The sequence below is a fragment of the Halocatena halophila genome (assembly GCA_027563145.1).
GTDB classification, from domain to species: domain Archaea; phylum Halobacteriota; class Halobacteria; order Halobacteriales; family Haloarculaceae; genus Halocatena; species Halocatena halophila.
Genome location: CP071306.1, coordinates 807,647 through 833,045, shown reverse-complemented (window position 1 = coordinate 833,045; position 25,399 = coordinate 807,647). Strand labels below are relative to the sequence as shown.

General features: G+C 58.4%; 25 protein-coding genes. 11 read left to right on the top strand and 14 right to left on the bottom strand.

What is annotated here, in order from left to right:
- Window positions 1–3: 3 nt before the first annotated feature.
- Both JXQ78_RS04370 and JXQ78_RS04365 read right to left on the bottom strand, forming a co-directional pair.
- Window positions 4–216, bottom strand: coding sequence for a hypothetical protein (locus tag JXQ78_RS04370; protein ID WP_330632259.1), 213 nt, complete (start codon window positions 214–216; stop codon window positions 4–6).
- Entirely contained in the window at window positions 192–848 is a 657-nt protein-coding gene (locus JXQ78_RS04365) for a hypothetical protein (RefSeq protein WP_330632258.1), read from the bottom strand. Before JXQ78_RS04365 ends, JXQ78_RS04370 begins: the two co-directional genes overlap by 25 nt.
- Before the next feature lie 227 nt (window positions 849–1,075).
- Between JXQ78_RS04365 and JXQ78_RS04360 the strand changes: the two genes are divergently transcribed.
- Window positions 1,076–1,630 carry a class I SAM-dependent methyltransferase gene (locus tag JXQ78_RS04360; protein ID WP_330632257.1) on the top strand — a complete coding sequence of 185 codons (555 nt, stop codon included), beginning with the start codon at window positions 1,076–1,078 and terminating at the stop codon, window positions 1,628–1,630.
- 80 nt (window positions 1,631–1,710) lie between these two features.
- Here JXQ78_RS04360 and hutH read toward each other — a convergent pair whose 3' ends face one another.
- The 4 genes from hutH to hutU are packed head-to-tail and all read right to left on the bottom strand — an operon-like array spanning window position 1,711 to window position 7,137.
- The gene (gene hutH, locus JXQ78_RS04355) at window positions 1,711–3,279 is read right to left on the bottom strand and encodes a histidine ammonia-lyase (protein ID WP_330632256.1); all 1,569 of its coding nucleotides are present in this window, start codon (window positions 3,277–3,279) and stop codon (window positions 1,711–1,713) included.
- On the bottom strand, window positions 3,276–4,493 hold the full coding sequence (hutI, locus tag JXQ78_RS04350; RefSeq protein ID WP_330632255.1) for an imidazolonepropionase: 1,218 nt from the start codon (window positions 4,491–4,493) through the stop codon (window positions 3,276–3,278). The genes hutH and hutI overlap by 4 nt, the downstream gene beginning before the upstream one ends.
- Window positions 4,490–5,419, bottom strand: coding sequence for a formimidoylglutamase (gene hutG / locus JXQ78_RS04345; protein ID WP_330632254.1), 930 nt, complete (start codon window positions 5,417–5,419; stop codon window positions 4,490–4,492). The genes hutI and hutG overlap by 4 nt, the downstream gene beginning before the upstream one ends.
- Complete coding sequence (hutU, locus tag JXQ78_RS04340) at window positions 5,416–7,137, bottom strand: urocanate hydratase (protein WP_330632253.1); 1,722 nt, start codon at window positions 7,135–7,137, stop codon at window positions 5,416–5,418. Before hutU ends, hutG begins: the two co-directional genes overlap by 4 nt.
- 81 nt (window positions 7,138–7,218) lie before the next feature.
- On the opposite strand from hutU, the gene JXQ78_RS04335 reads away from it, so the two are divergent.
- Together JXQ78_RS04335 and JXQ78_RS04330 are read left to right on the top strand one after the other, a co-directional pair.
- Window positions 7,219–7,854: a helix-turn-helix domain-containing protein gene (locus JXQ78_RS04335; RefSeq protein ID WP_330632252.1), complete on the top strand. Its 636-nt coding sequence runs from the start codon at window positions 7,219–7,221 to the stop codon at window positions 7,852–7,854.
- Between the two features lie 81 nt (window positions 7,855–7,935).
- Window positions 7,936–9,498, top strand: coding sequence for a CocE/NonD family hydrolase (locus JXQ78_RS04330; RefSeq protein ID WP_330632251.1), 1,563 nt, complete (start codon window positions 7,936–7,938; stop codon window positions 9,496–9,498).
- Between the two features lie 36 nt (window positions 9,499–9,534).
- Here the strand turns inward: JXQ78_RS04330 and JXQ78_RS04325 are convergent, their stop codons facing one another.
- A complete protein-coding gene (locus tag JXQ78_RS04325) occupies window positions 9,535–9,717 on the bottom strand; it encodes a hypothetical protein (protein ID WP_330632250.1) in 183 nt (60 codons plus the stop codon).
- A 59-nt stretch (window positions 9,718–9,776) separates the two neighbouring features.
- On the opposite strand from JXQ78_RS04325, the gene ahbB reads away from it, so the two are divergent.
- The 3 genes from ahbB to hemA are packed head-to-tail and all read left to right on the top strand — an operon-like array spanning window position 9,777 to window position 12,786.
- Window positions 9,777–10,841, top strand: coding sequence for a siroheme decarboxylase subunit beta (gene ahbB / locus JXQ78_RS04320; RefSeq protein WP_330632249.1), 1,065 nt, complete (start codon window positions 9,777–9,779; stop codon window positions 10,839–10,841).
- Window positions 10,838–11,485 (top strand): precorrin-2 dehydrogenase/sirohydrochlorin ferrochelatase family protein, encoded by a 648-nt coding sequence (locus tag JXQ78_RS04315; protein ID WP_330632248.1) that lies wholly within the window; start codon window positions 10,838–10,840, stop codon window positions 11,483–11,485. Before ahbB ends, JXQ78_RS04315 begins: the two co-directional genes overlap by 4 nt.
- A complete protein-coding gene (gene hemA / locus JXQ78_RS04310) occupies window positions 11,482–12,786 on the top strand; it encodes a glutamyl-tRNA reductase (RefSeq protein ID WP_330632247.1) in 1,305 nt (434 codons plus the stop codon). The genes JXQ78_RS04315 and hemA overlap by 4 nt, the downstream gene beginning before the upstream one ends.
- Before the next feature lie 2 nt (window positions 12,787–12,788).
- Here the strand turns inward: hemA and gcvH are convergent, their stop codons facing one another.
- The 5 genes from gcvH to JXQ78_RS04285 form a co-directional block, all read right to left on the bottom strand.
- Window positions 12,789–13,178, bottom strand: coding sequence for a glycine cleavage system protein GcvH (gene gcvH, locus JXQ78_RS04305; RefSeq protein ID WP_330632246.1), 390 nt, complete (start codon window positions 13,176–13,178; stop codon window positions 12,789–12,791).
- Complete coding sequence (gcvT, locus tag JXQ78_RS04300) at window positions 13,175–14,263, bottom strand: glycine cleavage system aminomethyltransferase GcvT (RefSeq protein ID WP_330632245.1); 1,089 nt, start codon at window positions 14,261–14,263, stop codon at window positions 13,175–13,177. The genes gcvH and gcvT overlap by 4 nt, the downstream gene beginning before the upstream one ends.
- A 49-nt stretch (window positions 14,264–14,312) precedes the next feature.
- The gene (locus tag JXQ78_RS04295) at window positions 14,313–15,164 is read right to left on the bottom strand and encodes an ABC transporter permease subunit (protein WP_330632244.1); all 852 of its coding nucleotides are present in this window, start codon (window positions 15,162–15,164) and stop codon (window positions 14,313–14,315) included.
- Complete coding sequence (locus JXQ78_RS04290) at window positions 15,161–16,081, bottom strand: ABC transporter ATP-binding protein (RefSeq protein ID WP_330632243.1); 921 nt, start codon at window positions 16,079–16,081, stop codon at window positions 15,161–15,163. The genes JXQ78_RS04295 and JXQ78_RS04290 overlap by 4 nt, the downstream gene beginning before the upstream one ends.
- Window positions 16,082–16,172: 91 nt before the next feature.
- Window positions 16,173–16,772: a GNAT family N-acetyltransferase gene (locus JXQ78_RS04285; protein ID WP_330632242.1), complete on the bottom strand. Its 600-nt coding sequence runs from the start codon at window positions 16,770–16,772 to the stop codon at window positions 16,173–16,175.
- A 283-nt stretch (window positions 16,773–17,055) separates the two neighbouring features.
- Between JXQ78_RS04285 and JXQ78_RS04280 the strand changes: the two genes are divergently transcribed.
- On the top strand, window positions 17,056–17,958 hold the full coding sequence (locus JXQ78_RS04280; protein WP_330632241.1) for a hypothetical protein: 903 nt from the start codon (window positions 17,056–17,058) through the stop codon (window positions 17,956–17,958).
- A gap of 115 nt (window positions 17,959–18,073) precedes the next feature.
- Window positions 18,074–19,504 (top strand): replication factor C large subunit, encoded by a 1,431-nt coding sequence (locus tag JXQ78_RS04275; protein WP_330632240.1) that lies wholly within the window; start codon window positions 18,074–18,076, stop codon window positions 19,502–19,504.
- 1 nt (window position 19,505) lies between these two features.
- Here the strand turns inward: JXQ78_RS04275 and JXQ78_RS04270 are convergent, their stop codons facing one another.
- Window positions 19,506–20,360, bottom strand: a complete 855-nt coding sequence (locus tag JXQ78_RS04270; RefSeq protein ID WP_330632239.1) for a COX15/CtaA family protein — start codon at window positions 20,358–20,360, stop codon at window positions 19,506–19,508.
- Window positions 20,361–20,477: 117 nt separating this feature from the next.
- Here JXQ78_RS04270 and JXQ78_RS04265 point away from each other — a divergent pair, with 117 nt between their 5' ends.
- Window positions 20,478–22,742 (top strand): NADP-dependent malic enzyme, encoded by a 2,265-nt coding sequence (locus JXQ78_RS04265; protein ID WP_330632238.1) that lies wholly within the window; start codon window positions 20,478–20,480, stop codon window positions 22,740–22,742.
- Here JXQ78_RS04265 and pan2 read toward each other — a convergent pair.
- Window positions 22,736–23,959 carry a proteasome-activating nucleotidase Pan2 gene (gene pan2 / locus JXQ78_RS04260; protein WP_330632237.1) on the bottom strand — a complete coding sequence of 408 codons (1,224 nt, stop codon included), beginning with the start codon at window positions 23,957–23,959 and terminating at the stop codon, window positions 22,736–22,738. The genes JXQ78_RS04265 and pan2 overlap by 7 nt on opposite strands.
- Window positions 23,960–24,423: 464 nt before the next feature.
- Here pan2 and JXQ78_RS04255 point away from each other — a divergent pair, with 464 nt between their 5' ends.
- Entirely contained in the window at window positions 24,424–24,660 is a 237-nt protein-coding gene (locus tag JXQ78_RS04255; RefSeq protein ID WP_330632236.1) for a DUF5816 domain-containing protein, read from the top strand.
- 429 nt (window positions 24,661–25,089) lie between these two features.
- Window positions 25,090–25,389 carry a PRC-barrel domain-containing protein gene (locus JXQ78_RS04250; RefSeq protein ID WP_330632235.1) on the top strand — a complete coding sequence of 100 codons (300 nt, stop codon included), beginning with the start codon at window positions 25,090–25,092 and terminating at the stop codon, window positions 25,387–25,389.
- Window positions 25,390–25,399: the final 10 nt, after the last annotated feature.

The following is a 25,399-nucleotide window of genomic DNA, read 5'->3' as shown; positions in this document are numbered from 1 at the left end:
GAATCACTCCGGCTCTACTGTGATGATCCCGACATCGTCAGAGGGTTTCAATCTGGGATACTCCCGACAGTCCTCGTCAGTTCCTTCGAACGTTCGTAGCAATCTAATCGTTCGGTCGATACCGTTTCGGTGAACGTAGGACGCGAACGCACCCCAATCTGAAAAGAGATCAAACGGTTCCTGTAGCGGCTCTACACCGTCTGTGAAGCTGACCACATACTCCGTCTCGGACAGGGGAATTCCCCCCCTTCCATAGCGTAATTGACAGCTTCGGGGTCGAGACTGAACACCCAGTATCCGTCCGGATCATTTTTGAGCATTCGGTGCTCTCTGAGCTGTGGGATTACTCGGTCCCAGAGTTCCTCCTGGGTAAGCTCCGGGTCAGCTTCCCGGAGCTCTATCATTCTATCAAGCACTTGTTCGTCAAGCGTTCGAGGTCCCCGACCAATCACGGGGATCACACTGGTAGCCGTCTGAAGAATCGCCGAACAGTCGCCCAGAATGAAGTACGTGAGCTCTCCACCCGACCAGTCGATGATCGCCCCAGATGCCGATGGAACTGCCTCTGGTGGCGGTGAAACCGCACTCGTCGCAGCGTTGTACTGTTCTTGAACGGCCCCAATCGCCCGTTCGGCAGCCCTTGACAGGCTATCTGTCTGGGGAATTCGATCTGAGAGTTCTTCTGAAAGCGCTTCGACGTACCACCGTCCATCAGTTGGTCCGTCCGTGTACGATTCTTCTGTGAGCCCGGTTGCACCGTCCAGTAGAATAGCGTGCTCCTCACCAATTGCAGTGATATCCTCGTTCACCCCCGACCCGGCATCGACAGCATACTGAATCCGTACCATATACGTGTTGTTCGAACCGTGCGCTACAGTTGTGACGGATTCTATTAAAATAGTTTGATTATCGCATCTATCTGTATACTATTCCGAGGCGTTATGCATTGGGACTTTGACAGTCATGTATGCCCGACGCACCGCCACGAATCACAGATCACTACGACGATCTTGCTCCGCTCACCTCGTCAAAAGCGGAGCCGAGGTGATCGGTATCGACGCGAGCGAGTCAATTCTTGCAGGCCCGCAAGCGTGTTCCACGCGGAGAGTTCGTGTATGCTGATCTGGGCGAGGAATTGACATGGTTGGCGGACAACAGCGTTGATGTTGTTCTCTGCCAGCACGTATTTTCCCATCTCGAAATGGTGACCACGCCACTCAACGAATTCGCCCGGGTGCTTGACGATGGTGGTGATCTCCTCATTTCGACCCACAACCCAATCCACGAGTATCTCGTCGTCCGGGATGAGAACTACCCATCCACCGGCGATGAACCCGAAGCGACCGTTGAAACAAATTCGGGTTCGCCAGACTATGCCGAAACCGAACGATACGACATCCATTGGGGAACTGATACGCTCGCCAATCGTGGAACCTACTACCGCCGTTCGATCGAGTCGCTGCTATCTCCGTTGCTCGCAGCTGGATTCGAGCTCCAGGCCGTTGAAGAGCCAACGCCGGACGAAGCATTTGCGCGTGAGCATCCGGAGCTGACACGAGCGCTCCGCACTCACCCACCGGAATCGATCTGCTTGCGCGCGACAATCGGTGGCTCCGATACGAAACAGTAGCTGGTTTTGTTGGATAGTAGAATTTACCAGTAATCAGTGCCGTGATGATTCGATGTCTGATAGATGTGCTTACCAACAGCTCACGACCGACTGGGTAGATACTCCACAACCGCATCAACGAGCGCGCCCGAGCAGATCGACGCTTCGATCGCCTCGATCTCTTCGGTGAGCGGCCGATCGGTCTCAAGCGGTGGCACTCGATCTCTGATGTGCTCATAGGCGAGCTTCGTCCCTGCACCCGGCGATAGATCAGGCACGAACTCGAGCGCCTGTGTGCCACACAACAGCTCGACTGCAACGACCCGCGACGCGTTTTCAAGCACCCGTCGAGCGTTCAACGCCGACTGGGCACTCATCGAAACGTGATCCTCCTGGCCACCAGACACCGGCGTCGAATCCGTCGAGGGATCGCCGAGCGAGCGATTTTCGTTGATGAGTGCCGCAGCGCTGTACTGCGCGATCATATAGCCAGATTCGAGTCCGCTGTTACTCGCGAGAAACGCCGGCAGATGTGACTCCTGGATGTTTGGATTCACCATCCGATCCACGCGACGCTCGCTGATCGTCGAAAGCTCCGTGAGCGCATTTTTCACGTAATCCAGCCGCAACGCGAGCGGCTCGCCGTGGAAATTACCTCCTGAGATGACGCCCACATCCGCAGTGCCACTTGCACGGTCGTCAGTCTCCTCTGCAGAGAAAATCAGTGGGTTGTCGGTGGCGCTGTTGAGCTCAACTTCGACGGCCTCACGAAGATGGTCGATTGCGTCGCGCACCGCACCGTGAACCTGTGGCAAACAGCGAATCGAGTAGGCGTCCTGTACGCGATCGCAGTTGCGATGCGATTCGACAATCTCTGAACCGGCGGTGACTGACTGGACGGTGCGTGCACTCGCTGACTGGCCGGTATGTGGCCGGACGGACTGAATCGCCGGATCGCAGGCCGCAGTCGTCCCCATCGTCACCTCCGTGGTGAGCCCGCCGGCGATATCGGCGGCATCGATCACCCGTTCGGCATCCACCACGAGTAATGCTGCCAATCCGACGGTGAGCTGCGTGCCGTTGATCAACGCCAGCCCTTCCTTTGCAACCAGGTCGAGCGGCTCCAATCCGATCGCTTCGAGCGCGGCCGTGCCGGATCGGCGCTCGTCTTCGGGCTCGACGACTGCGGTTCCTTCGCCGATCAACACGAGTGCCATGTGTGCGAGCGGCGCGAGATCGCCACTCGCGCCAAGGCTCCCTCGCGACCGGACGATCGGATGTACCTGCCCGTTCAGCAGTTCGAGCAGATACTCGATTACCACCGGTCGCACGCCCGAGTAGCCCTTTACCAGGGCGTTGATCCGGGTGAGCATCATTGCGCGCACCTCCTCGCGTGCAAGCTCACGCCCCGTTCCGGCTGCGTGTGACCGGACCAGGTTGGTCTGAAGCCGTTCGAGTTCGTCTTCGGGAATTCGCTCGGTGACCAGCTGACCGAAACCGGTATTGAGACCGTACACTGGCTCCTGGGCCGCTACTACGTCCGCAACGCGCTCACGGGACGTCCGTACGGCTTCCCAGGCGCTATCGGTCACCTCCACGCGTTCGTCCTGACGAGCGACGCGTGCAACAGCGGCAGGCTTCAGCGACCCACCGTCCAGAGAGACTGTCATTGTACTACCACCGCTCCATCTTTCACGACGGTTGCAACTGGATTGACGCCGAACGAATATGGGACGTGAACGTGGGTCGGCCCATCGAGCACAACGAGGTCGGCCGGCGCGCCCTGCTGGATGGTCCCAACGCCAGTTTCTGTGAGATCGAGAGCGCGTGCTCCCCAAACCGTGGCCGCGGTCATCGACTCCAGTGGCGTCATCCGCATTCCCACACAACCCAGCGCGACCGTCATTGGCATGCTTGGAGAATGACAGTTGGGGTTAAAATCGGTCGCGAGCGCAACGGATCCCCCAGCATCCAGGAACGCACGCGCGTCTGCGTACGCGGCATCGAGCGTGAACGCGGTCCCCGGCAGCAACACTGGCGTAACAGCAGCTTCGATGAGCGCCGTCCGGTCGTCATCAGTGGCTTTCAGGAGATGGTCCGCGCTTGTGGCACCGATTTCCGCAGCGAGAGCTGCGCCGCCGAGATGCACGAACTCTTCAGCGTGAATCTTCGGTGTCAGCCCGTGATCGATGCCGGCCGAGAGGATCCGTCGGGACTGTGCAACGTCGAACACGCCGTCTTCACAGAACACATCACAGAACTGCGCAATTCCCTGCGCTTCGACGGCAGGCAGCTGTTCGGTGACAACCTGATCGACGTACGTTGACGTGGATTCGTCTTCGGGAACCGCGTGTGCGCCCATGAACGTTGGAATCACGTCAACCGGATGCGTCTCGCCGGCCCGCTCGATCAACGAAAGCATGCGTAGCTCCGTTTCCACATCGAGCCCGTAGCCCGATTTGATCTCGACGGTGGTAGTGCCATGGGCAACCATCGTATCGAGTGTCGCCCGCAACCGGTCGAGTAACACGTCATCACTCGCTGACCGCGTTGCACGAACCGTTCGAAGAATGCCACCGCCATCGTCTGCGATCTCCTGATACGACGTACCTTCGAGCTTGGCGGCAAATTCATCCGACCGGTCGCCACCAAACAGGGCGTGTGTGTGGCTATCGACGAATCCCGGTGCGAGGGTCTGGCCGCTGGCATCGATCGTCTGCGTTGCACTTGCTGGCGGATACGCCTCCGTGACGGCCTCGTTCTTGCCGGCCGCCACGATCGTTCCGTCGTCAATCGCAACTGCACCGTCTTCAATCGGTTTTAACGTTCCGTCGGTCGGTCCTGTCAACAGTTCGGCTGCGTCGTGAATGAGGAGATCGATCATTGTGTTTCACCACTGGTCCACTGACTCACCACGTGGGCGATGGCGCGTGCACCCACGATTGCGGTTCGATCGCCAGCGTCAAGCGCTGGCGCGCACTCTACGACTTCGATGCCAGCCAGTCGATCCACCGTGGCGAACCGCTCAAGTAGCGCAAACAGCTCTCGCGTACTGAGTCCGCCGGGCGTGGGTGCGCTGACACCAGGCGCTGCAGCGGCCGTAACCACGTCAAGATCGACGCTCAAAAACACCTGCTCGACGTCTGCCATTGCTGATTCGACCCGTTCGATAGCGCCCTCGAGATCCTGGCGTATTGACTCTGCGGTTACGATCGTGCCGTGCTCGCGTGCATACTCGGCGTAGGCTGTCGAGTTTTCGAACGAGCGAGCCCCAACGACGGCGTACGTCTCGAGGCCGTCTTCGAACAGCTGTCGATACGGCGTTCCGCTGGATGGATTTCCCGCCCGACAGTCGAGATGCGCATCGAGACTGATCACGCCAACGCTTCCACGTTCGAGTAACGGGCGGACGTTTCCGACGGTCATTGAATTATCACCGCCAAGAAACACTGGTCGTGTCTCGGACTCGTACAGCATCGTGGCGATCTCCGCTGCCAGCTTCTGTCGATCAGTAACTGAATGGGTCGACTCGAACGCTACGTCGCCGAGATCACCGAGCGAGTCGATCGGTCCACGGTCGAACTGGTGAGTCTTCGTTCCGGCGAGTGCCTCGCGGAGCGCGCGTGGTCCTTTGCGTGCACCCTTCCGACCGATCACCGCGCGGTCGGTCGGCTCACCAACGAACACTGCCGTTCGATCCGACGCTGTCTCGATCGATATGTGATCGGTGATATCACCGAGCTGTTCGTCGTTCGGATCGTTCGATGGTCCTGCCCAGTCGAACGGTGGGTCGCGCAGTGGTGCTCTCACTGGTGGTCCTCCATTGGAATGTGAACAGCCGATCGGTCGGCCTCATCCAGGGCGGTGTCGTAGCCTGCGTCCGCGTGTCTGATCACGCCCATTCCTGGATCGGTGGTGAACACCCGACGTGCGGTTTCTGCAGCACGATCGGTGCCATCGAGCACAACGTGATTGTTCGTGTGCACCGCGTTGCCAATGCCAACGCCGCCACCATCGTGGACGCTGACGATATCAGCGCCGGCGGCACAGTTGAGCAGGGCGTTCAGGAGGGGCCAATCTGCGACGGCGTCGGTGCCATCCCGCATCGATTCGGTCTCCCGATTCGGGCTCGCCACTGAGCCGGCGTCGAGATGGTCGCGCGTGACGACGACCGGCGCACTGATCTCTCCAGTGCGCACGAGCTCATTGATCGCCAGCCCGAATCGAGCCCGTTCGGTCAGCCCGTCGTCGTCGGTTGCATAGCCCAGCCAGCAGACCCTGCTCGGTAGCCCCTGGAAGTCGACCTGTTCCTGGGCGAGCTCGATCCAGCGCCGGAGGTGATCCTTTTCGGGGAACAGCTCCAGGATTGCCTCGTCCGTTCGGTGGATGTCAGCCGGATCACCAGAGAGTGCGACCCACCGAAACGGTCCTTTCCCTTCACAGAACAATGGACGAATGTAGGCCGGAACGAATCCAGGAAAGTCGAACGGGTCGCCATTTCCGTCCCATCGGTCGCCCGCAACCTGTCCACGGATGTTGTTTCCGTATTCGAACGTTATCGCCCCTCGATCCTGGAGTTCGAGCATTGCCCGAACGTGGCGCTCCATCGTGTCGAGCGAGGCTTTCATATAGCGATCTGGGTCACGATCGCGGAGTTCGGTGGCCTCCGCCACGGTGTAGCCGCTCGGATAGTAACCATTGCGCGCGTCGTGCGCACTGGTCTGATCGGTGAGTACGTCCGGAACGAAATCACGCTCTAGCATCGATTCGAGCATATCTGCCGCGTTCATGTGGACACCAACGCTGTAGGCCTCACCGGCCGCCGCCGCCTCCTCTGCGCGGTCGATTGCCCCCGCGAGATCGTCGGTTTTCTCCTGACAGTATCCCGTCTCGATCCGGCGATCGATCCGTGTTTCATCGACCTCTGCAGCGATACAGACGCCGTTGTTCATCGTCACTGCAAGCGGTTGTGCGCCACCCATCCCTCCAAGCCCACCAGTGACGACGATTTTCCCGGAGAGATCGCTATCGTACTGCTGGCGCGCAAGTTCTGCGAGCGTTTCGTACGTTCCCTGGATGATCCCTTGTGTGCCGATGTACGCCCACGAGCCGGCGGTCATCTGTCCGTACATGATCTTCCCCTCGGCCTCAAGCTCGTGGAACGTCTCCCAGTCGTCCCAGTTGCCAACGAGATTCGAGTTGGCGATCAACACTCGTGGTGCACGCTCGTGGGTTTCAAACCGTCCAACCGGTTTTCCCGACTGCACGAGCAGTGTCTCTGCATCACCAAGCGAACGAAGCTCGTCGAGAATGGCATCGTAGGCGTCCCAGCTGCGGGCCGCACGACCTGTCCCGCCATAAACGACCAGCGACTCCGGATCCTCGCCAACCTCGGGATCGAGATTGTTGTTCAACAGGCGTAATGCGGCCTCCTGTGGCCAGTCGTTGCATTCGAGCGTCGTTCCCGTTGGTGAGCCACGATAGGAACGCCACTGTTCGCTGGGCGCTCCGATCAGGTCTTTGGTCATAGCGAGTATTCAGTGGCCAGCATCACCAGCAACGGGCCTCCGTATGGCGGGGTATTTTTGTATGCAGCCGAAATTGAGGTCATGCACGAGGCAATCATTGCCGTCGATAGCGATGGTCCCTGTGCGAACGCCAGCGCGAGCACGGGCGGGCGCATTGAACTCTGGTGTCTCGATCAGTGCGATCTCCTTTCCGTTGCTGGGCCGCTCGAGCCGGTGGTCGCGGAGGTCGAAACTGCGGTCGGAGTAACAGCGATTTTCGAATCCGGCACCGAATCAGTTCTCGTTACGGATAGGTGTCTCCGCGCACGCCTTCCAGACGCCATCGACGGCTACATCGCGCGCCACAACTGTTTGTTGCTTCCGCCACTGGTCTACGAAAATGGCGCAAAGCACTGTCGCGTGCTGGCACTGGATGGCGAATCACTGACCGCGTGGTATCGCGCGCTCTGCAGGGATGGGCTGCCGGTGCGCGTCGTAACGAAGCGCTCGCTCTCTGAGGGATCGCCGATGTCGATGGAAACCCCACACCACGTCGAGCTCACTGACCGACAACGCGAAGCCATGCGAATCGCCCATGCAAATGGCTACTACGACATTCCTCGCGAGATCTCAACCGCAGCGATTGCCAAGGAACTCGGTGTCGAACGCCGAACGGCTGAAGAGCATCTCAGACGGGCTGAAAACAAGCTCGTCAACTCATTGATGGATTCTATTTAAATACCTATATTTCTATTTTGTAATAAATGGCCTGAAATGGACGGGAGTGGTAAAAAGACTCTTGTCACTAATTATTGGTTTGTGGTACCACACAACACGTTTGCTGACGGTCGAATTGACCGTCGACGGTTTCTCACAGCAGTTGGGGCGAGTACGACGGTTTTCGGTGTGGGGATCTCGGGTGCAGTCAGTTCGGATGGGATAACGGAGACGGAACTGACGATCGAATCGTTCGACGGAACTGAACTTGGTGCAACACTGTATGAGCCCAACGCCGGCGGTCAACATCCTGCGGTGTTGATGACACACGGTTATGGTGGGAATCGGTCACTCTCACAGTTTCTCAGCGACCGTGGGACAACGTACGCCAACAACGGCTATGTCGTATTGACCTACGACTCTCGTGGCTTTGGTGACTCCGGTGGAGAAGTGGGTCTCAATGGGCCAAACGAAGTCAGGGACGCCCAGCATCTCATCACCCATCTGGCAGCACTTGATTCGGTCCAGACGGACGGGCCTGACAATCCACGGGTCGGAATGGACGGTACGTCGTACGGGGGTGGCATTCAGCTGAATACGGCGATTGCGGAAGCAAACGGTACAGGGCTCCCCGAAAGCAATGATCGAATCGACGCAATCGTGCCCCGCTGGGCCTGGCACGATCTGACGTACTCGCTGGCTCCAAACGGCGTGATCAAACGTGGCTGGGCGCTGTTGTTGACGGTTGCTGGCGCGGCAGGCGCACACCTGACTGGCACCGACGCATTCGATTTCCTCCAGGGGCAGGCACCTGAGCTGTACGAACTGCTCTATCACGGCCTGGTGGAAAATGAGCTTCCTGACTGGGGAATCAGATATCTAACTGATCGCTCGCCGGTCGGGAAGATCGACTCGATAACGTCACCCGCGCTTTTTATCCATGGCTTTTCGGACACGCTGTTCACCCCGCTTGAGGCACTCTGGAACGCGCGTGCCAGCACCGCCCATCGACTGGTGTTGACCAACGGTGGTCACAGCCTCTCAGGGATTGCAGCTGGTCTCTCCGACGAAGGGTCAGCAATCGACGCACTGGCGCACACATGGCTCGATACGCATCTTCGTGGGGATGAAACGACCGATCTCCCAGCAGTTACCTACTACGACAGCGAATCCGGCGGGTATAAAACCGCAGATGGCATTCCAGCGTCGGGAACAACGTGGGAAGAGTGGTCTGTGGCTGGCGTCACTGACGATGAGACATCGTACGCACCGAACACCGGTCCCATCGAGAGCCCCATCAGCACTCTTTCGTTCGAGTGGGCAATCGATCGAGAGCTGACGCTGTTTGGTCCGCCGGAGCTCTCACTCACTGTCGATCCGTTTGGTCCGGAGTGTCGGCTGTTCGCATCGCTCGCACACGTTCGTGATGGTGCCACAACACAGATCGACGACCAGGTGACGCCGTTGCGAATCGAGGGTGACGGTCCGCTCGAACGAACTGTCTCACTTCCACCGCTTTCACGGTCGTTCACGCCCGGCGATGCACTCAGGCTGACAGTCTCCACAGCGAACGTCGGGTATCAGCCCTCTCGAAGCGCAGTAGGGGTATGGCTCCATCACGGAACGGCGGAAGAGACACGACTGCGCCTGCCGATCCGCGATTGAGTACACTCCTCAGTTACAGTCGCATTGGGCAGGGAGTCACCGGCTGCACTCCGGACAGAGCCCGTACCACTCGGACTGATCGGCAGGACCGACCACGCCATCGATCGAAAGCTCGTGCCAGTCGTCCCGACGGGCCGCGTGTCTATCGGCGTAGGAGTCACTTTTCCCGCAGTCCGTACAGACAACGAAGCAGGGCACATCTATGATAACGGTTTCCATACACCTAACGAATTCGGTCGAACGTGGCGTTTATCAGCCGATAGCACCGAGTTGTGACAATGAGTACGCTCGACGACGCAGACGCCACCGACCGAGCCATCATCAACGGCTTTCAGGGTGGATTTCCGGTCTGTGACGCGCCGTTCGATGCGGCGGCAGCTGCCCTTCGATCTGCTGGCGTGTCGATCACCGCCGAGCAGTTGCGCGATCGAATTCGGTCGCTGGATGATGCTGGAATTCTCACTCGATTCGGCCCGCTTATCAACGCCGAGGAAATCGGTGGAACGGCAACGCTCGTCGCCACACACGCACCGGCCGATCAGTTCGAAGAGAACGTTGAGCTAATCAACGATCACCGGGAGGTCGCACACAATTACGAACGCGCGCACGACCATCTCAACGTCTGGTTCGTCGTTTCTGTCGGGGATCCAGACCGCGTGGAAACGGTGCTCGATGAAATCGAGCGCGAAACCGGCCAGCCCACCTACAACATGCCCAAACAACAGGAGTTTCGCGTCGAGGCGAAGTTCCCGATCAATGGGCCACTCAGGGACGCGCCGATCGATTGTTCCGATCGCGGGCCGTCGCCAAAGCCCACGGATCGCACTGAAATTACGGCCACAGAGCGTGATCTGTTGCTCGCCATTCAGGATGGGCTTCCGATCACGTCACAACCATACGCGACGGTGGCCGAGGAGATCGATCGCTCGCCATCGTGGGTTCGTGAGACGATCGCCAGATTCAGGGCTGAAGGGAAGATCCGTCGAATCGGCGTGGTTCCGAACCACTACGCACTGGGCTATACGGAAAATGGCATGACAGTGTGGGACGTTCCCGACGACCGACTCGCAGAGGTTGGCCCGGCAATAGCCGAACTGGAGTTTGTAACCCACTGTTACGAACGGCCACGCCACGACGGCGTCTGGCCGTACAACTTCTTTGCGATGACCCATGGCCGCAGTGAGTCGGAGTCGGATGCACGCATTCGAACGGTCGAAGAACGGATGGGTGAGTTCTGGCCGGTCACCGACGAGGACTGGACGACCCTGTTCTCAACGTCGGTGTTGAAAAAGACCGGCATCCGGCTTGATGAGCGACTCAACGCATCGGTGGAGTCATCGTGATCTTGCTTGCACACGATTTCACTGATGAACGGGTGTTGATCGTTGGTGGCGGTGCTGTTGGACAGCGTCGTGCCAGAACGTTTGCGACCGAAGCGACAGTGATCGTGCTGAGCCCAACGTTCGTGTCCGGCTCGTTCGGCGGCGCAGAGCGCATCCGCTGTCGGCCAACGCCCTCGACCATCGAATCCTGGATCGAACGAGTTGCGCCCGCACTGGTGGTGGCAGCAACGGACGATCCGTCGGTTAACGACGCAATCGACGCCGCAGTTGCAGAGACGAGCGTGCTCTGCAATCGTGCAGATCGATCGACCGGAACTGACCGCACGGTTGGCGACGTCACGATTCCATCGATGATTCGCGATGAGCCGGTGGTGGTGGGCATCTCCTCGGGGGCGAACAGTCCAGCACTGAGCCGAACGCTCCGGAAGAAAATCGAACCGACGATTGAGGGTGCCGGAGCACTCGCAACGATCCTTGGCAGCCAGCGCGAACGGCTGGCGGATGAATCACCGGCCGACCGTCGACAAGCACTCCGGGCCGTCGTCTCGTCCGATCGTGTTTGGAAGACTTTAGGTGATCCCCATTCCAACACTGCACACGTAGTGAGCGAAACCATCGCTAGGGCCCTGGGTGAGACGAAATGACGGCTGGATCTGGTGTTATCACGGGTTGGTCGGTCGCCCACAGCCACGCTGATATCGAGACGATTGAGGCGGCCTGTGCCCGACCACCCGCAGCCATCGTCGATGCCCTTCTCGATTCGCCGAGCGTCTCCGAAGCGTTCTGTCTCCAGACGTGCAACCGTGCCGAATGGTACGTCGTCACGGAATCGGCAGATACTGGCTCTACAGCACTCGAAACGGCGACGCCAGCCGTCCCGGCTGACGCTCGCCACCGGCTCGATCACGAAACTGCGCTCGAACACCTCCTTCGCGTCGCGTGTGGCCTTGAGTCGCTCGTCCTCGGTGAGGATCAGATCCTCGGACAGGTACGTGACGCCTATGCCACCGCCACCGAGCGTGGTGGCATCGGTCCGGTGCTCGAGGCAGCGATCACGAAAGCGATTCATGTCGGCGAGCGCGCTCGAACGGAAACCACAATCAACGAAGGCGTCGTTTCACTGGGGAGTGCGGCCGTAGAACTGGCGGCCCGTCGAATCGATCTCTCCTCGGCAACGGCGACGGTCGTCGGTGCGGGTGAAATGGGTGCCATCGCAGCCAATGCGCTCTCGACGGCTGCTGAACGGGTGGTGGTAGCCAACCGAACGGTCGATCGCGCCACACATATTGCCACCGCGATTGATAACGGAACGGCGATAGGGCTCGATTCGCTCGGTGTGGCACTCGAATCGACAGATCTCGTGGTCAGTGCCACCGCCAGCGACGAGCAGATCATCGATCGTTCGTTGTTGGAATCGCGTGATATCGGCCGGACGACGTTCATCGATATTGCCCAGCCACGTGATATCGATCCCACCCTCACAGAGTGTGCGGGCATAACGGTGTACGATCTGGACGCATTAGAAGAGATCACACGGGCAACGACGGCAAACCGAGAACAGGCGGCGCTCGCCGTCGAATCGATGATTGACACCGCCGTCGATCGGCTGTTGATCCAGTATAAACGCAAACAGGCCGATGAGGTGATCGCCGCCATGTACGAGGGTGCCGAACGAATGAAAGAACGGGAACTCTCGACGGCGCTTTCGAAGCTCCGTGCTGATGGCGAGCTGACGGCCGAACAGAGAGCGACGGTCGAGTCGTTGGCAGACTCGCTGATCAATCAGTTGCTCGCTGCTCCAACCAAAAGCCTCCGTGATGCAGCAGAGCGCGACGACTGGTCGACGATCAACACCGCGCTCCAACTGTTCGATCCGGGCGATACCGAGCGGTCTGTCCGCACTGGGGCCACCGCAGTGCACCCAGAAAGCGCAGACGACGATTAATACTATTCTATCTGCTGTTCGTAGGCGTCTGCTTCGAGCAATGCGTCGGTCTCATCGGTATCGATCGATTCGATCTCGAGCAACCAGCCGTCCCCATAGGGCTCCTCGTTGAGCAGCTCAGGAGTGTCGAAGACGAGTTCGTTGACAGCACTGACCGTCCCCGACAGTGGCGCGTACAGATCCGAGACGGCCTTGATCGATTCGACGACACCAAACTCGGTGTTCTGTTCGATTTCATCACCAACGGCCGGTAGCTCGACGAAGACGATGTCACCGAGTTCGTCCTGTGCGAACGCAGAAATGCCAATCCTGGCGGTGTTCGCGTCCGTGTCGATCTGTGCCCATTCGTGTGTTTCGAGATACTGTTTGTCCTCGGGTACTTCGAAGCTCATTGATCCGTTGTTGCCTGCTCAAAGGGTGGGTTTCTGATGAATCCTGCCTTTCGGTCTCCACGTACGACCACAGCAATTTCGGTTCCATCGCTTGCGTGTGTTGCTGGAACGTAGCCCAGTCCGATCGGAATTTCGAGCGTCGGGCTCTGGGTGCCACTCGTCACTTCACCGAGCGACGATCCATCGCTGGCTTCGATTTCGTAGCCGTGACGAGGAATGGCTCGTTCGGTGAGCGAAAAGCCAACCAGCTTTTCGTCTGGGTCGCGTGCTGGACCGGCGAGTGCGTCGCGTCCGACAAATTCGGTGTCAGTGTCGACGGCGAAGCCGATTCCCGCTTCATACGGCGTTCTCGGATTCGATTCGGGGTCGAAATCCTGTCCCGAGAGCAAAAAGCCCTGCTCAAGGCGGAGCGTATCCCGTGCGCCCAGCCCACACGGCTGGCAGTCGAACGCTTTCCAGAGTGATTCTGCGTGTGTGACCGGTGCGAGCAGCTCGAAGCCGTCCTCGCCGGTGTAGCCCGTCCGCGCACAGTAACAGTCAACTCCCTCGAGTTCGACCGTGTCTATTTCGAATCGGCCGATATCTGCAACTTCGACTCCAGCGTCGAGACAGAGCGCCTCGCTGTCGGGCCCTTGAACCGCGATCATCGCCCACTCTTCGGTGGTGTTCTCGACCGTACAGTTGAACTCGAACGAGTCACGAAACTCGTCCCACCTGGCTTCCATCTCCTCGTCATGGCCAGCGTTCGGAATGAACAGAAACTCATCGCTATCGAGTCGGTAGACAACGGTGTCGTCGAGCATGACGCCATCGTCGTTCGTAATCGCTGCGTACTGTCCGGTCCCGACCGAGAGCTGACTCACGTCATTGGTGGTGAGTCGCTGCATGAGCTTTGCAGCGTCCGGTCCCGCGACCTCAATCTGGCCCATGTGTGAAACGTCGAACTTCCCAACCGACTCCCTGACAGCGTCGTGTTCGGTTCGGATCGAATCGAACTCGACAGGCATCTCCCAGCCGCCAAACGCAGTGACTGTAGCGTCTGCCCCAGCATGCACCTCGAAAAGCGGTGGCGATCGTAGCTCCATATCCCGGATTTGACGCCAGTCCTGTAATCAGTTGTCCTTCGTTGAGCACTCAGACGTCTGCACCGGCAAATCGAAGATATCCAATGAGTATCGGCGCGATGACCCATCCCACGAGCGTCAGACCGGCGACCCAGCTCGAAAGATAGAACGGATCAGCCTGAAACGCAGACAGGCCCGCATCGGTTTTCGCAAACGACAGCAGTCCCGAAAGGACGCCGTGAAACGCTCCGTTCGGGCTCGATCGTGAGAAAATGACGAACCACTCCGGCGGACCGGTAAACCCAAAGGAAAACGATCCCGCCGTCGCCCAGTGGATGAGTCGTCCGAACGGCTGCCACAGCGATCCGAACAGAAAGTACGCGCCGAAAATCAGTGCGCCCGCCCGCGTCGTCGACTGCGTGAGCGCAGAAATGCAGGTACCGATCGAAATGTAGGCCCATCCTAGCCCGATCGTCACCAGAACGAATCCGATCGAGGCACCAACCTGTGCCGTCGGATAGCTCCCAGCAACGAAGATGCTCGCCGCGAGAAATCCAGCGATGATGCCGACCGTCAACACGAGATACCGCCCAGCGAGCTTTCCGAGGACGACCGCAGAGCGATTGTGTGGCAAAGAGAGCAACAGCTTTACGCTCCCGCTTTCGATCTCTCCGGCGATCGATTTATACCCAAGCAACAGCCCGATCACCGGCACGAGCACCGTCACCGGCCATTCCAGAAACACGAGCAATCCGACCGCAGAAAACTCCGTGCTCGGCCCACCAATGTGGAACGAGGGGATCTGTGCGTACAGATACGCCGCGCCACCAGCGAAGGTCACAAACAGCCCCACCACGAGCCACAGCAGCTTCGATCGGCTGGCGTCACGAAACTCCTTGCGCGCAATGACAGTCCAGGTCATGCTGGCACCTCTGGTGTGTCTTTGGTGTATGCCATGAACAGATCCTCAAGCGATGCGCTCTCCGTGGTGAAGTCCTCGACTGCCACGCCGCTCTCTTCGATCGTGGTCAACACCGCTGATTTGGAGTCATCGGCCGACTCGACTGTTATCGTCCCGTCGGCAACCGCCACGTCTGTTACGCCCTGGAGAGCACTCAGGCGCTGTCGGATATCGGATGGCGTTCGATCCACGTGGACGACCATCTTCGACTGAAAACCAATCGAGGAGCGAAGATTCTGTGGTGTGTCCTCTGCGACCAGCCTTCCGTCGCGGAGAATCCCGACACGGTCACAAACCGCATCGACCTGACCAAGAATGTGACTCGAAAAGAAGACTGCGGCTCCCCTGGCTGCCTCCTCGCGAATGATCTCGCGCATTCGTCGTGCTCCGGCTGGATCGAGTCCGGTGGAGGGCTCATCGAGGATGAGTAGATCGGGCTTGCCGACGAGTGCCATCCCGAGGACGAGTCGCTGAGCCATTCCCTTCGAATAGCCCCCTGCGCGTCGATCGATCGCCTCGGTCAGCCCCACTCGTTCAAGCACTGGTGCCGGCTCGCCGTCGATTCCTTTCGAGTCCATCGCAAACTGGACGTGCTGGCGGCCGGTCAACCGGTCGTAGACGTGATACCCATCGGGCAACACGCCGACGCGCGATCTGATCGCCCGGGATTCGCTCTGGGCGTCGTGGCCGAGCACCGTTGCCCGCCCAGCTGTTGGACGGACGAAATCCAACAACACGTCGATCGTGGTCGATTTCCCAGCACCGTTGGGACCCAGAAAGCCGTATATCTCGCCCTCCGGAACCGTCAGTTCGAGATCATCCAGGGCCCGCACGCTACCGAAGCGTTTGGTTACGCCGTGGAGTTCGATCGCAGCCATAGCCGATGTTTCTCAGCCGTCGATATAACAGTAAGTATTCGGATATTTGTTAGTAATTAGATTTGACAATTTTGGCGAGAGTGTTGGAAATTCACACGTTTTGCGCGTTGTTCTTTCCGAATTCTTTCTGTGAAATCGTATAACGAATAGTATCAACGACAGATCCATCATCATACACGAGATAGTTTCTGAGCATCCCTTCTTTGCGACCACCATGTCGTTCGACGTATGTCTCGATCGCCGATCGGGAGGCGTTGTTGTCGACATGGTGGAGCACATCGACGAGCTCCAGATCAAGGCGATCGAACGCCATTGCTATCAATGCATCCGCGCGCTCGCCGGAGTAGCCTCGGCCCCACAACGGCTTTCGCAACCAGATGCCAAGCGTTCCGGTCCGTTTTCGCCAGTCGATGGTGAGACCACACAGCCCACCAAACTCGCCGGCGTTCGCCTGATCAGCACGTGGATAGACGACGTAGGTGACGCCACGTCCCGATTCGCGCTCCTCGCACGCGCTTTCGATGAATTCCCGTGATTCGTTGAGCGTTTTGTGTGGCGACCAGTTGAGATACTCGGTGATCTCCTCGATATGGTCTGCATCAATTGAGGCGTGCTCGTAGAGCTCGAAAAGGTGATCCTCGGTGAGTATCTCGAGCGAGAGGCGATCGGTCGAAATCGTTTCTGGGAACATGGATGAAGATTTTTGTGGACGGACAAAGCAGTTTCTAGGGTGTGATACTTTTTCCCACATACCATATTATTTTAGACGGTGTTCGGCAGCACAGTGTGAACGATTCGGACGATATCATCCGTTAGCAATACTGTCTCTACGATATAGTCATAAATTGATATTAGTATTTAATTCAGTCCTGAAAAACTATGATTAGAAAGTAGTGAAAACTAGGGGCTGGCGGTTGGGTACTAGCCCAGTTGCAAACACCATGACTGACGACGACAGCAGCCACGTGCCGAGTATGACACGACGAACAGCGCTGAAAACGACAGCCCTGTCGATTGCGGGGATCGGTACATTGGCAGGTACCGGGAACGCACACGATCTGTGCTGTTGTATTCCGGTCGAGGATTGCCATCACGACATGCAGACGTATGCTGGCCAGTTTACGCTCGGCTATGAGGACTGGACCCTCGAGAAATCCGACTGGGACTACAACGACTTCCTGCTCACGGTTGATGCAAGCTACACGGTCACGGAGGCGATGGACAACACGGCAAACGTGACAGAGATGACCCTCAAGGTTGTGCCCCAGGCCCGTGGTGGTGGTGCGAATCACTCATGGCACCTGCTGTTCTCGGGCGACCTTCTCTGCAGTGGCGGGACCTACGAGATCACTGTGAAAGACCAGTCTGGCGAGCCGATCGGTGCAAAAAGCTCTGACGGATCGTTCGAAGCCGAGAGCGAACTGGATCTAGAGGTGTTTCCGGACACGGCCGATTTCCTTACCGATCTCCAGAACGGCGAGCCACCGGAGAAGTTCGACGGCTGCACGATGGCAACGGAGATGGCGACGATCTCACTCTCGTTCGATTCGCCGTGTACGATCGATCTTCCGGATTCAGAACTGCTTGGCACCCACGGCGAGGGGCTGTTTTTCGATCCATATCTTCATCAGAAGATGGACGGAACAGAGATCCACCAGGACGACATCCGGATGCTCGTCGTGCCCGAACAGTGGCGATGGCCACTGGGCAACGTCCACATCGCTGACGCCTACGCTGACGTTTCGCGTGGACACCATCCAGACGAGTATAAGTGTGCAAAGCCAGTGTTCGAGTCCAGCGACTGGTATAAATCGAGGAATATTCTTGATAGCTCGCTCGTCACCGAGTGTACGTACACCGCCGACGATTTCTCTTGATCACCAGGAGGGACGCGCATTTTTCGACTGCGTACTCTCACAACGCATTAACCCACGGGCGCGTTAGCCGGCCCTATGATTGTGGACACTGCTGTGGCGGGGGTGCGACGTGCGGATGGCTGACTGGACGGAGAAATATCGGCCATCGACGCTGACCGAACTCCGTGGGAACAACAAGGCTCGCGACCAGCTCCGTGAGTGGGCCGAAACCTGGGATGACCACCAGGAGGCAGTCATTCTCCACGGCAGTCCCGGCGTTGGAAAGACCTCGGGCGCACACGCGCTGGCAAACGACATGGGCTGGTCGACGATCGAACTGAATGCAAGCGATCAGCGAACGAAAGCCGAGATAGAGCGTGTCGCCGGAAGCGCGGCGATGAACCAGTCGCTAACCGCTGGTGGTCGCCAGCTCGTCATCGTCGATGAGGCCGACAACATCCACGGCAATGCCGACCGAGGTGGTACGCGCGCGATTACGTCGCTCGTCAAGCGCGCCAAACAACCGATCGTTCTCATCGCCAACGAGTTCTACGAGATGTCGAACGCGCTCAGAAACGCCACCCAGGAGATCGAATTTCGCGACGTTTCCGCCCGGTCGATCGTCCCTGTGTTGCGCGATATCGCCCGCAAGGAGTCGATCGACTTCGAAAGCGAGGCCCTGGAGTCGATCGCCGAACAGAACAGTGGCGATCTCAGGGGGGCGATTCACGACCTCCAGGCCGCAACCGAAGCCGGTGGCCGTCTTACCGAAGCGATGGTCGTCACCGCTGATCGCGACCGAACGGAGGGGATATTCCAGCTGCTTGATGCCGTGTTGAAAGACGAAGACGCACAGGGTGCGCTCGAATTTTCCTACTCGGTGGATGAAACGCCCGATGATATGATCAACTGGATTGAAGACAATCTCCCGGCGGTGTACACCAGCGAAGAGCTCACACCGGCTTACCGCAGCCTTTCGGCTGCCGATCGCTGGCTTGGCCGGGTTCGTGCCACACAAAATTACTCGTTCTGGCGCTATGCGAGCGATGCGATGACTGCCGGGGTGGCAGCCGCCAGAGAAGAGCCCAAAGGCGGGTGGACACGATTCAGTCCGCCGAGTTACTGGTCGAAACTCGGACGGACCCGATCTGCTCGCTCGAACCGTGATTATGTCGCCCAACAGATTGCCACTAGCAGCCACGTCAGCGTGGCTACAGCCAGGAAAGCAATCGTGCCGTATCTCGAAACGATGATCCACCACTGCAAGCCACGGGAGCTCACCGTCGATGTGGCTGCACAGTACGATTTCGAGGCCGAACACGTCGCTTTGGTCACTGGTTCGGGAAAATCAACCAAGAAGGTACAATCGATCGTCGAAGACGCAGCACAACAGCGTGCACCACAAATCGACGAATCAGTGGACGATTCACCGTCGGCGTCTACAGAGACTGGGGACGACGGCGACTCCTCGACACCCACTCCAACGGAGAATGGTGGGACCACTGCATCGGAAGATGAGTCGGAGGAAGACGACGAGCAACAGACCGGTCTTGACGACTTTCTGTGAACTATCGCGTGGTGGATTGCTCGCCACCAGGAGGCTCAATTGGTCCACCACGATGGACCAGCCAGACGGCGATGGCCACCACGACCACCAGCAGGGCGGTCAGACCGTCCACAACGCCGGCTGGAACGGCTCCCCAGAGCCGTCTGGCCACGAGCATCTGTGTGCCGAGAATGAGCGTTCCACACCCGGCCAGCCAGCGAATCCGATTCGCTCCGGTAGAAAAGCCACTCCAGACGGCGACGGCGACGAGCACCGCGAACATCCCGAGCAACAGCGCGTAGTAGATGATCTGTACCGTCGGTGTGAAGGCAAAAACGGTGTTGAAGCTGAACAGATACTGAAGCGGGATCGCGAGCAACACGCCGGTGAGGCCAACACGCATCCAGCGTCCCACTCGATCGGTCGCGCTCGTTGCGAGCGTCCGCGCAGTCGCGACCGTCAACAACCCGAGTATCGAGAGCGCAACGACGTAATGCAACAACTGCACGATCGGGGCGTATCCCCACGGCAACAGCCCGTTCAGCGTCACCGTGACCGCGCCCAGTCCAATCTGAACGGGCAACAACACGACGGCGAGCGTGATCGAGTAGGCAACGCGTCGGTCGTCCTGGTACTGCCAGCCCGCGTAGGCCCCACCGAGAATGACAAAGCCGGTGACCATCGCGACGAGTCGGTGGAACCACTCGACGAAGCTCGGAATGGTCGCCGGGAATAGCCCCATCCAGCCGTCACAGAACGGCCAGCGCTGGCCACAGGTCAGTCCCGCACCGAATGAGGCGGTGAAGATGCCCAGCAACATCAGTATGTAGGTCAGTCCCGCCGTAAAAACGAGGTAGCGACGGAATCGTTTGCTCATACGAGTCCTCGGGTGCGCGATCATTTGAATCCAGCCATCTCGCGTGCGACGAACCTTCCCCTCGACGATTGTGCAAAATCGAGGAAATTATTTAGGCTTCCTCCGCACAGGGCGTACATGGGACTAGATGAGGATTCTCTGGCGTATCACCGCGAGGAACCCCCCGGAAAGATTGCAATGGCCACGACGAAACCGACCAGTACGCAGCACGATCTGAGTCTGGCGTATTCGCCCGGTGTCGCCGCGCCGTGTCTAGAAATCGCGGACGATTCGGCCGACGCCTACCGCTACACCGCCAAAGGAAACCTGGTGGGCGTGGTTTCTAATGGCTCTGCGGTGCTCGGTCTGGGAGACATCGGTGCACAGGCCTCGAAACCCGTGATGGAGGGCAAGGGCGTGCTGTTCAAGCGCTTTGCCGACATCGATGTCTTCGACATCGAACTGGAAGAAGCGGACGTGAATGCGTTCGTTGATGCCGTTGCGGCGATGGAGCCAACGTTCGGCGGGATCAACCTCGAGGATATCAAAGCGCCCGAGTGCTTCGAGATCGAGCGCAGACTCCGCGAGCGAATGGACGTGCCGGTGTTTCACGACGACCAGCACGGCACCGCCATCATTTCCGGAGCCGCGCTGTTGAACGCCGCGGATCTGGCCAGAAAAGACCTCTCCGAGCTTGAGATTGTCTTTTCTGGTGCGGGTGCGAGCGCGGTCGCAACCGCTCGATTTTACGTCTCACTTGGCGTCAAAAAAGAGAACATCACGATGTGTGACTCGACGGGAATCATCACGGCCGACCGCGTCGAGCGTGACGGTCTCAACGAGTTCAAACGTGAGTTCGCGCGAGACATTCCGGCGGGCGATCTCTCGACGGCAATGGAGGGTGCAGACGTGTTCGTCGGGTTGTCTGTCGGTGGCATCGTTAGCAAATCGATGGTACAATCGATGGCGTCCGATCCGATCATCTTCGCGATGGCGAATCCCGACCCGGAGATCGATTATGAGAGCGCAAAAAACGCCCGCGATGATGATGTTATCATGGCTACCGGCCGCTCTGATTACCCAAATCAAGTGAACAACGTGCTCGGCTTTCCGTTCATCTTCCGGGGTGCCCTCGACGTGCGAGCGACCGAAATCAACGAGGCGATGAAAGTAGCTGCGGCAAACGCGCTTGCCGATCTCGCCCGCAAGGATGTTCCGGACGCAGTCGTGAAGGCCTACGGTGACGATCCACTCCAGTTCGGCCCGGAGTACATCATTCCGAAGCCGCTAGATTCGCGCGTGCTGTTCGACGTCTCGGCAGCAGTCGCCACCGCCGCGATCGAAAGCGGTGTGGCACGAGATTCGGTGTCACTCGAAGCGTATCGCGAGGCGCTCGAAGCCCGCCTGGGGAAATCCCGCGAGATGATGCGCGTCGTGCTCAACAAAGCGAAATCGACCGACCAACGCGTGGTCCTCGCAGAAGGAACGAACGAGAAAGTGATCAGGGCTGCCCACCAGCTGATCGAGCAGGATATCGCCCAGCCCGTTCTCATCGGTGGCCGCGAGGAGATTCACGCCACTGCCGACTCACTCGGTCTTGAGATGAATCCAGAAATCGTCGATCCGAGTGCCGATTCTCTCGAAGCGTATGCTGATCGGCTCTATGAACGCCGAAAGCGCAAGGGGATTACTCGTCGCGAAGCCGGTGAGTTGATCCATGACGGCAACTATCTCGGCAGCGTGATGGTCGAACTCGGCGACGCCGATGCCCTGCTAACTGGGCTCACACATCATTATCCCTCTGCGTTATTGCCACCGCTCCAGGTAATCGGGACCGCAGAAGACGCCGAGTACGCCGCTGGCGTCTATCTGCTGACGTTCAAAAACAGGGTGGTGTTCTGTGCGGATGCAACGGTCAATCAGGACCCCGACGAGGACGTCCTCGCCGAAATTGCCCAGCACACAGCGGAACTTGCCCGGCGATTTAACGTCTCGCCACGGGTGGCGTTTCTGTCGTACTCTGATTTCGGCAGCGTTCGCACAAACGGCACCGAAAAACCCAGAACGGCCGCCGAACGCCTCCAGAATGACCCATCGGTCGATTTCCCGGTCGACGGAGAGATGCAAGCCGACACCGCCGTCGTTGAGGAAATGCTAACGGGAACCTACGAGTTTAGCGAGCTGGACGAACCAGCGAACGTGCTGGTGTTCCCGAATCTCGAGGCCGGAAATATTGGGTATAAGCTTCTGCAGCGGCTCGGCGGCGCGGAAGCGATCGGACCGATGCTCGTTGGAATGGACCAGCCCGTACACATCCTCCAGCGGGGCGATGAAGTGGCCGATATCGTCAATCTCGCCGGCATCGCAGCCGTCGATGCACTGACAACAGACGACGATCAGTAGAACGTCGCGGTCGTCACCGTCGCGTCGTTGTCATCATCCGTCAACTTCTCGTAGGCTGCATCGAAGTCTGCCATCTCAACGGCCGTCCGCTCATCACGCACAGCGAACATGCCAGCTTCGGTCACCAGACTCGACAGCTCTGCACCACTGAAGCCCTCGGTCATTTCCGCAAGCGAGTCGATAGCCACGTCGTCGGCCAGCTCCATCGACTCCGCGTGGATCTCGATGATCCGCTCGCGGCCCGTCTGATCCGGCTCTGGCACCTCAATGAGCCGGTCAAACCGCCCCGGCCGGAGGATCGCCCGATCGAGCATGTCGAACCGGTTGGTGGCAGCGATAATCGAAATCTGCCCACGCTCATCGAAGCCGTCCATCTCGGCGAGCAGCTGCATCATCGTCCGCTGGACTTCGGCGTCGCCGGATGTTTTTGAATCCGTTCGCTTGGCCGCAATAGCGTCGATTTCGTCGATGAACAGGACGGCTGGCTCGCGCTCGGCGGCAAGCTCGAAGAGGTCACGAACGAGCCGTGCGCCCTCACCAATAAACTTCTGGACCAGCTCGGATCCAGCCATCTTGATGAACGTCGCATCCGTCTGATTGGCGACGGCCTTGGCGAGCATCGTCTTACCGGTGCCCGGCGGCCCGTGGAGCAACACGCCCGATGGTGGCTCAATGCCGACGGTCTCGAATTGCTCTGGGGCGACGAGCGGCTCTTCGATCGTCTCGCGAACCTCGCGGATCTCATCGTCCAGCCCACCGATGTCGTCGTACGTGACAGTTGGCCGCTTGGTTACCTGCATCGCTTGAGCGCGAGAATCAGTCTCGGCGTTGAGAATGTTCTGGACAGTGAATGAGTCACTGATCGCAACCCGGTCACCGGCCTCAACGGACTCCTGGAGCCGTGGAGAGATGTCCGTGAGCACTTCCTGGTTGTTTCCGTGCTGTTTGATCACAACCTGCTCTTCGAGCACCTCCTCAACCGTCGCAATGTACTGTGCAGACGCTTTGAGGGTTTCATTTTCTCGCTGGAGCGTATCGACATCGTCGCGCAGTGCGCCCTGCTGGGAGCGCGCAGACTGGAGCTGGTCGTCAAGCTGTTCGTTGACTTCAAGAATTCTGCAGTAGTGTCGCTGTAGCGCATCAAGTCGTTCAGCCGGCGGCATTTCCGGATCTAGTTCGAGCTGGGGCCGATCCGGCAACGAAGGACTACGGGACATAGAGTTACAGTAGTTAAGGTACTGGGCTAAAAGTGGCTTTGGGTTCCGCCAATCCACTCACAAGAATTGCCAGACGTTACTGGTGGACAGTTCCGAAAAATGGTGATTCAAGCAGGCCGTGGCACGCATTCGTCGGTGGCGGTAATGGGCGTGGACCGGGACCCCGCTGACCAGCCGATGAACTCGATTACAGTGGTCCACGCTGACACCCGATTGACCACCACGTCCCCGTCGTGGCGATGCGTCGGTGATCACCACCGACAGTGAGTGCATCGATGGGAGAGTCCTTAGCGACTCACCCGTCAGATGCTGGCAGTGAGTCCGTTTCTACCAGGTTGATCGATCGTCGGATTGATTCGGCTGGCTGGTGTCGGTGATTCGTCGATCGTGAGCAATGCCGAATTTGCAGGCTCGCAATGAGAGCTGTCAGGCAGTATTAGTAGCTTCGCACCCGAACAGCGAATATGCACAAACAGCGCCATCCAGACGGAACCACACTGTTCATTGATCGATCTATGGGTGAACGGGGCTCGAAAGCTCCCTTCTACGTCGTTTTCGGCCCCGATCCCGACGATCGGTGGGGATTTTACTGTGGGAACTGTGATTCGTTTGCGACAGCCGTCGATGCTATGGGACGCATCAAATGCACCGACTGTGGCAACGTTCACAAGGCCGAACAGTGGGATGCTGCACACGAGTAAAACGCCTTACGCACAACTCCTCGGGACAGTTTCGTCGAAACCTGCAACGGGTCGGGCAGAACCGTCACAGGTAGGATAGCTGCCGGGGTGTCAGAGGCATCCGGCAGGTTGATCCTGGATGCCCACGTATTTCACTTTACTCCTTGAGCAACTCACTCGACAACCAATAATGCTATAAAAATCATTGGGCCGTCGTCCAGCTCTCTGTCCAAATTTCTCCCGTAATTTATATCATCCGGCCAAAGAAATATATAGCTCCACTCTCTTCCGTGTGATCAAAAATTCCGTCTTTGTCACGAATCTGCGTTATTTTTTGTTTTACTGATGGAATTATCGCCGCTATATTGGTATATTCATTGATTCATTTTGCACCTGGTGAAAAATCAGCCACCCACAAACGATTAAGGCGTTTGCCATCGACGCCACGATATGGAGCACGATGCAGATCCTCGCGAGATCACCGCGTTGATCGACCACGATGTGTATTCTGCGGGTGGAACGTTTGTCGGGCGAGTGGACGATCTGAAGCTCGATCTCGACGCCGAAATGGTCACTGGCCTGGCGCTCGGTGAAGTGAATCTCGAACTGTTCGACGACCACATCAGCGAGGGTCAGGGAGTGATCGTTCCGTACCGGTGGGTTCGTTCGGTTGGCGACGTAGTGATCGTCAATGAAACGATCGATAGACTCAAACACACCACTGAACGAAAGCAAGAAGTTGCCGAGTGATCGTTGGGAT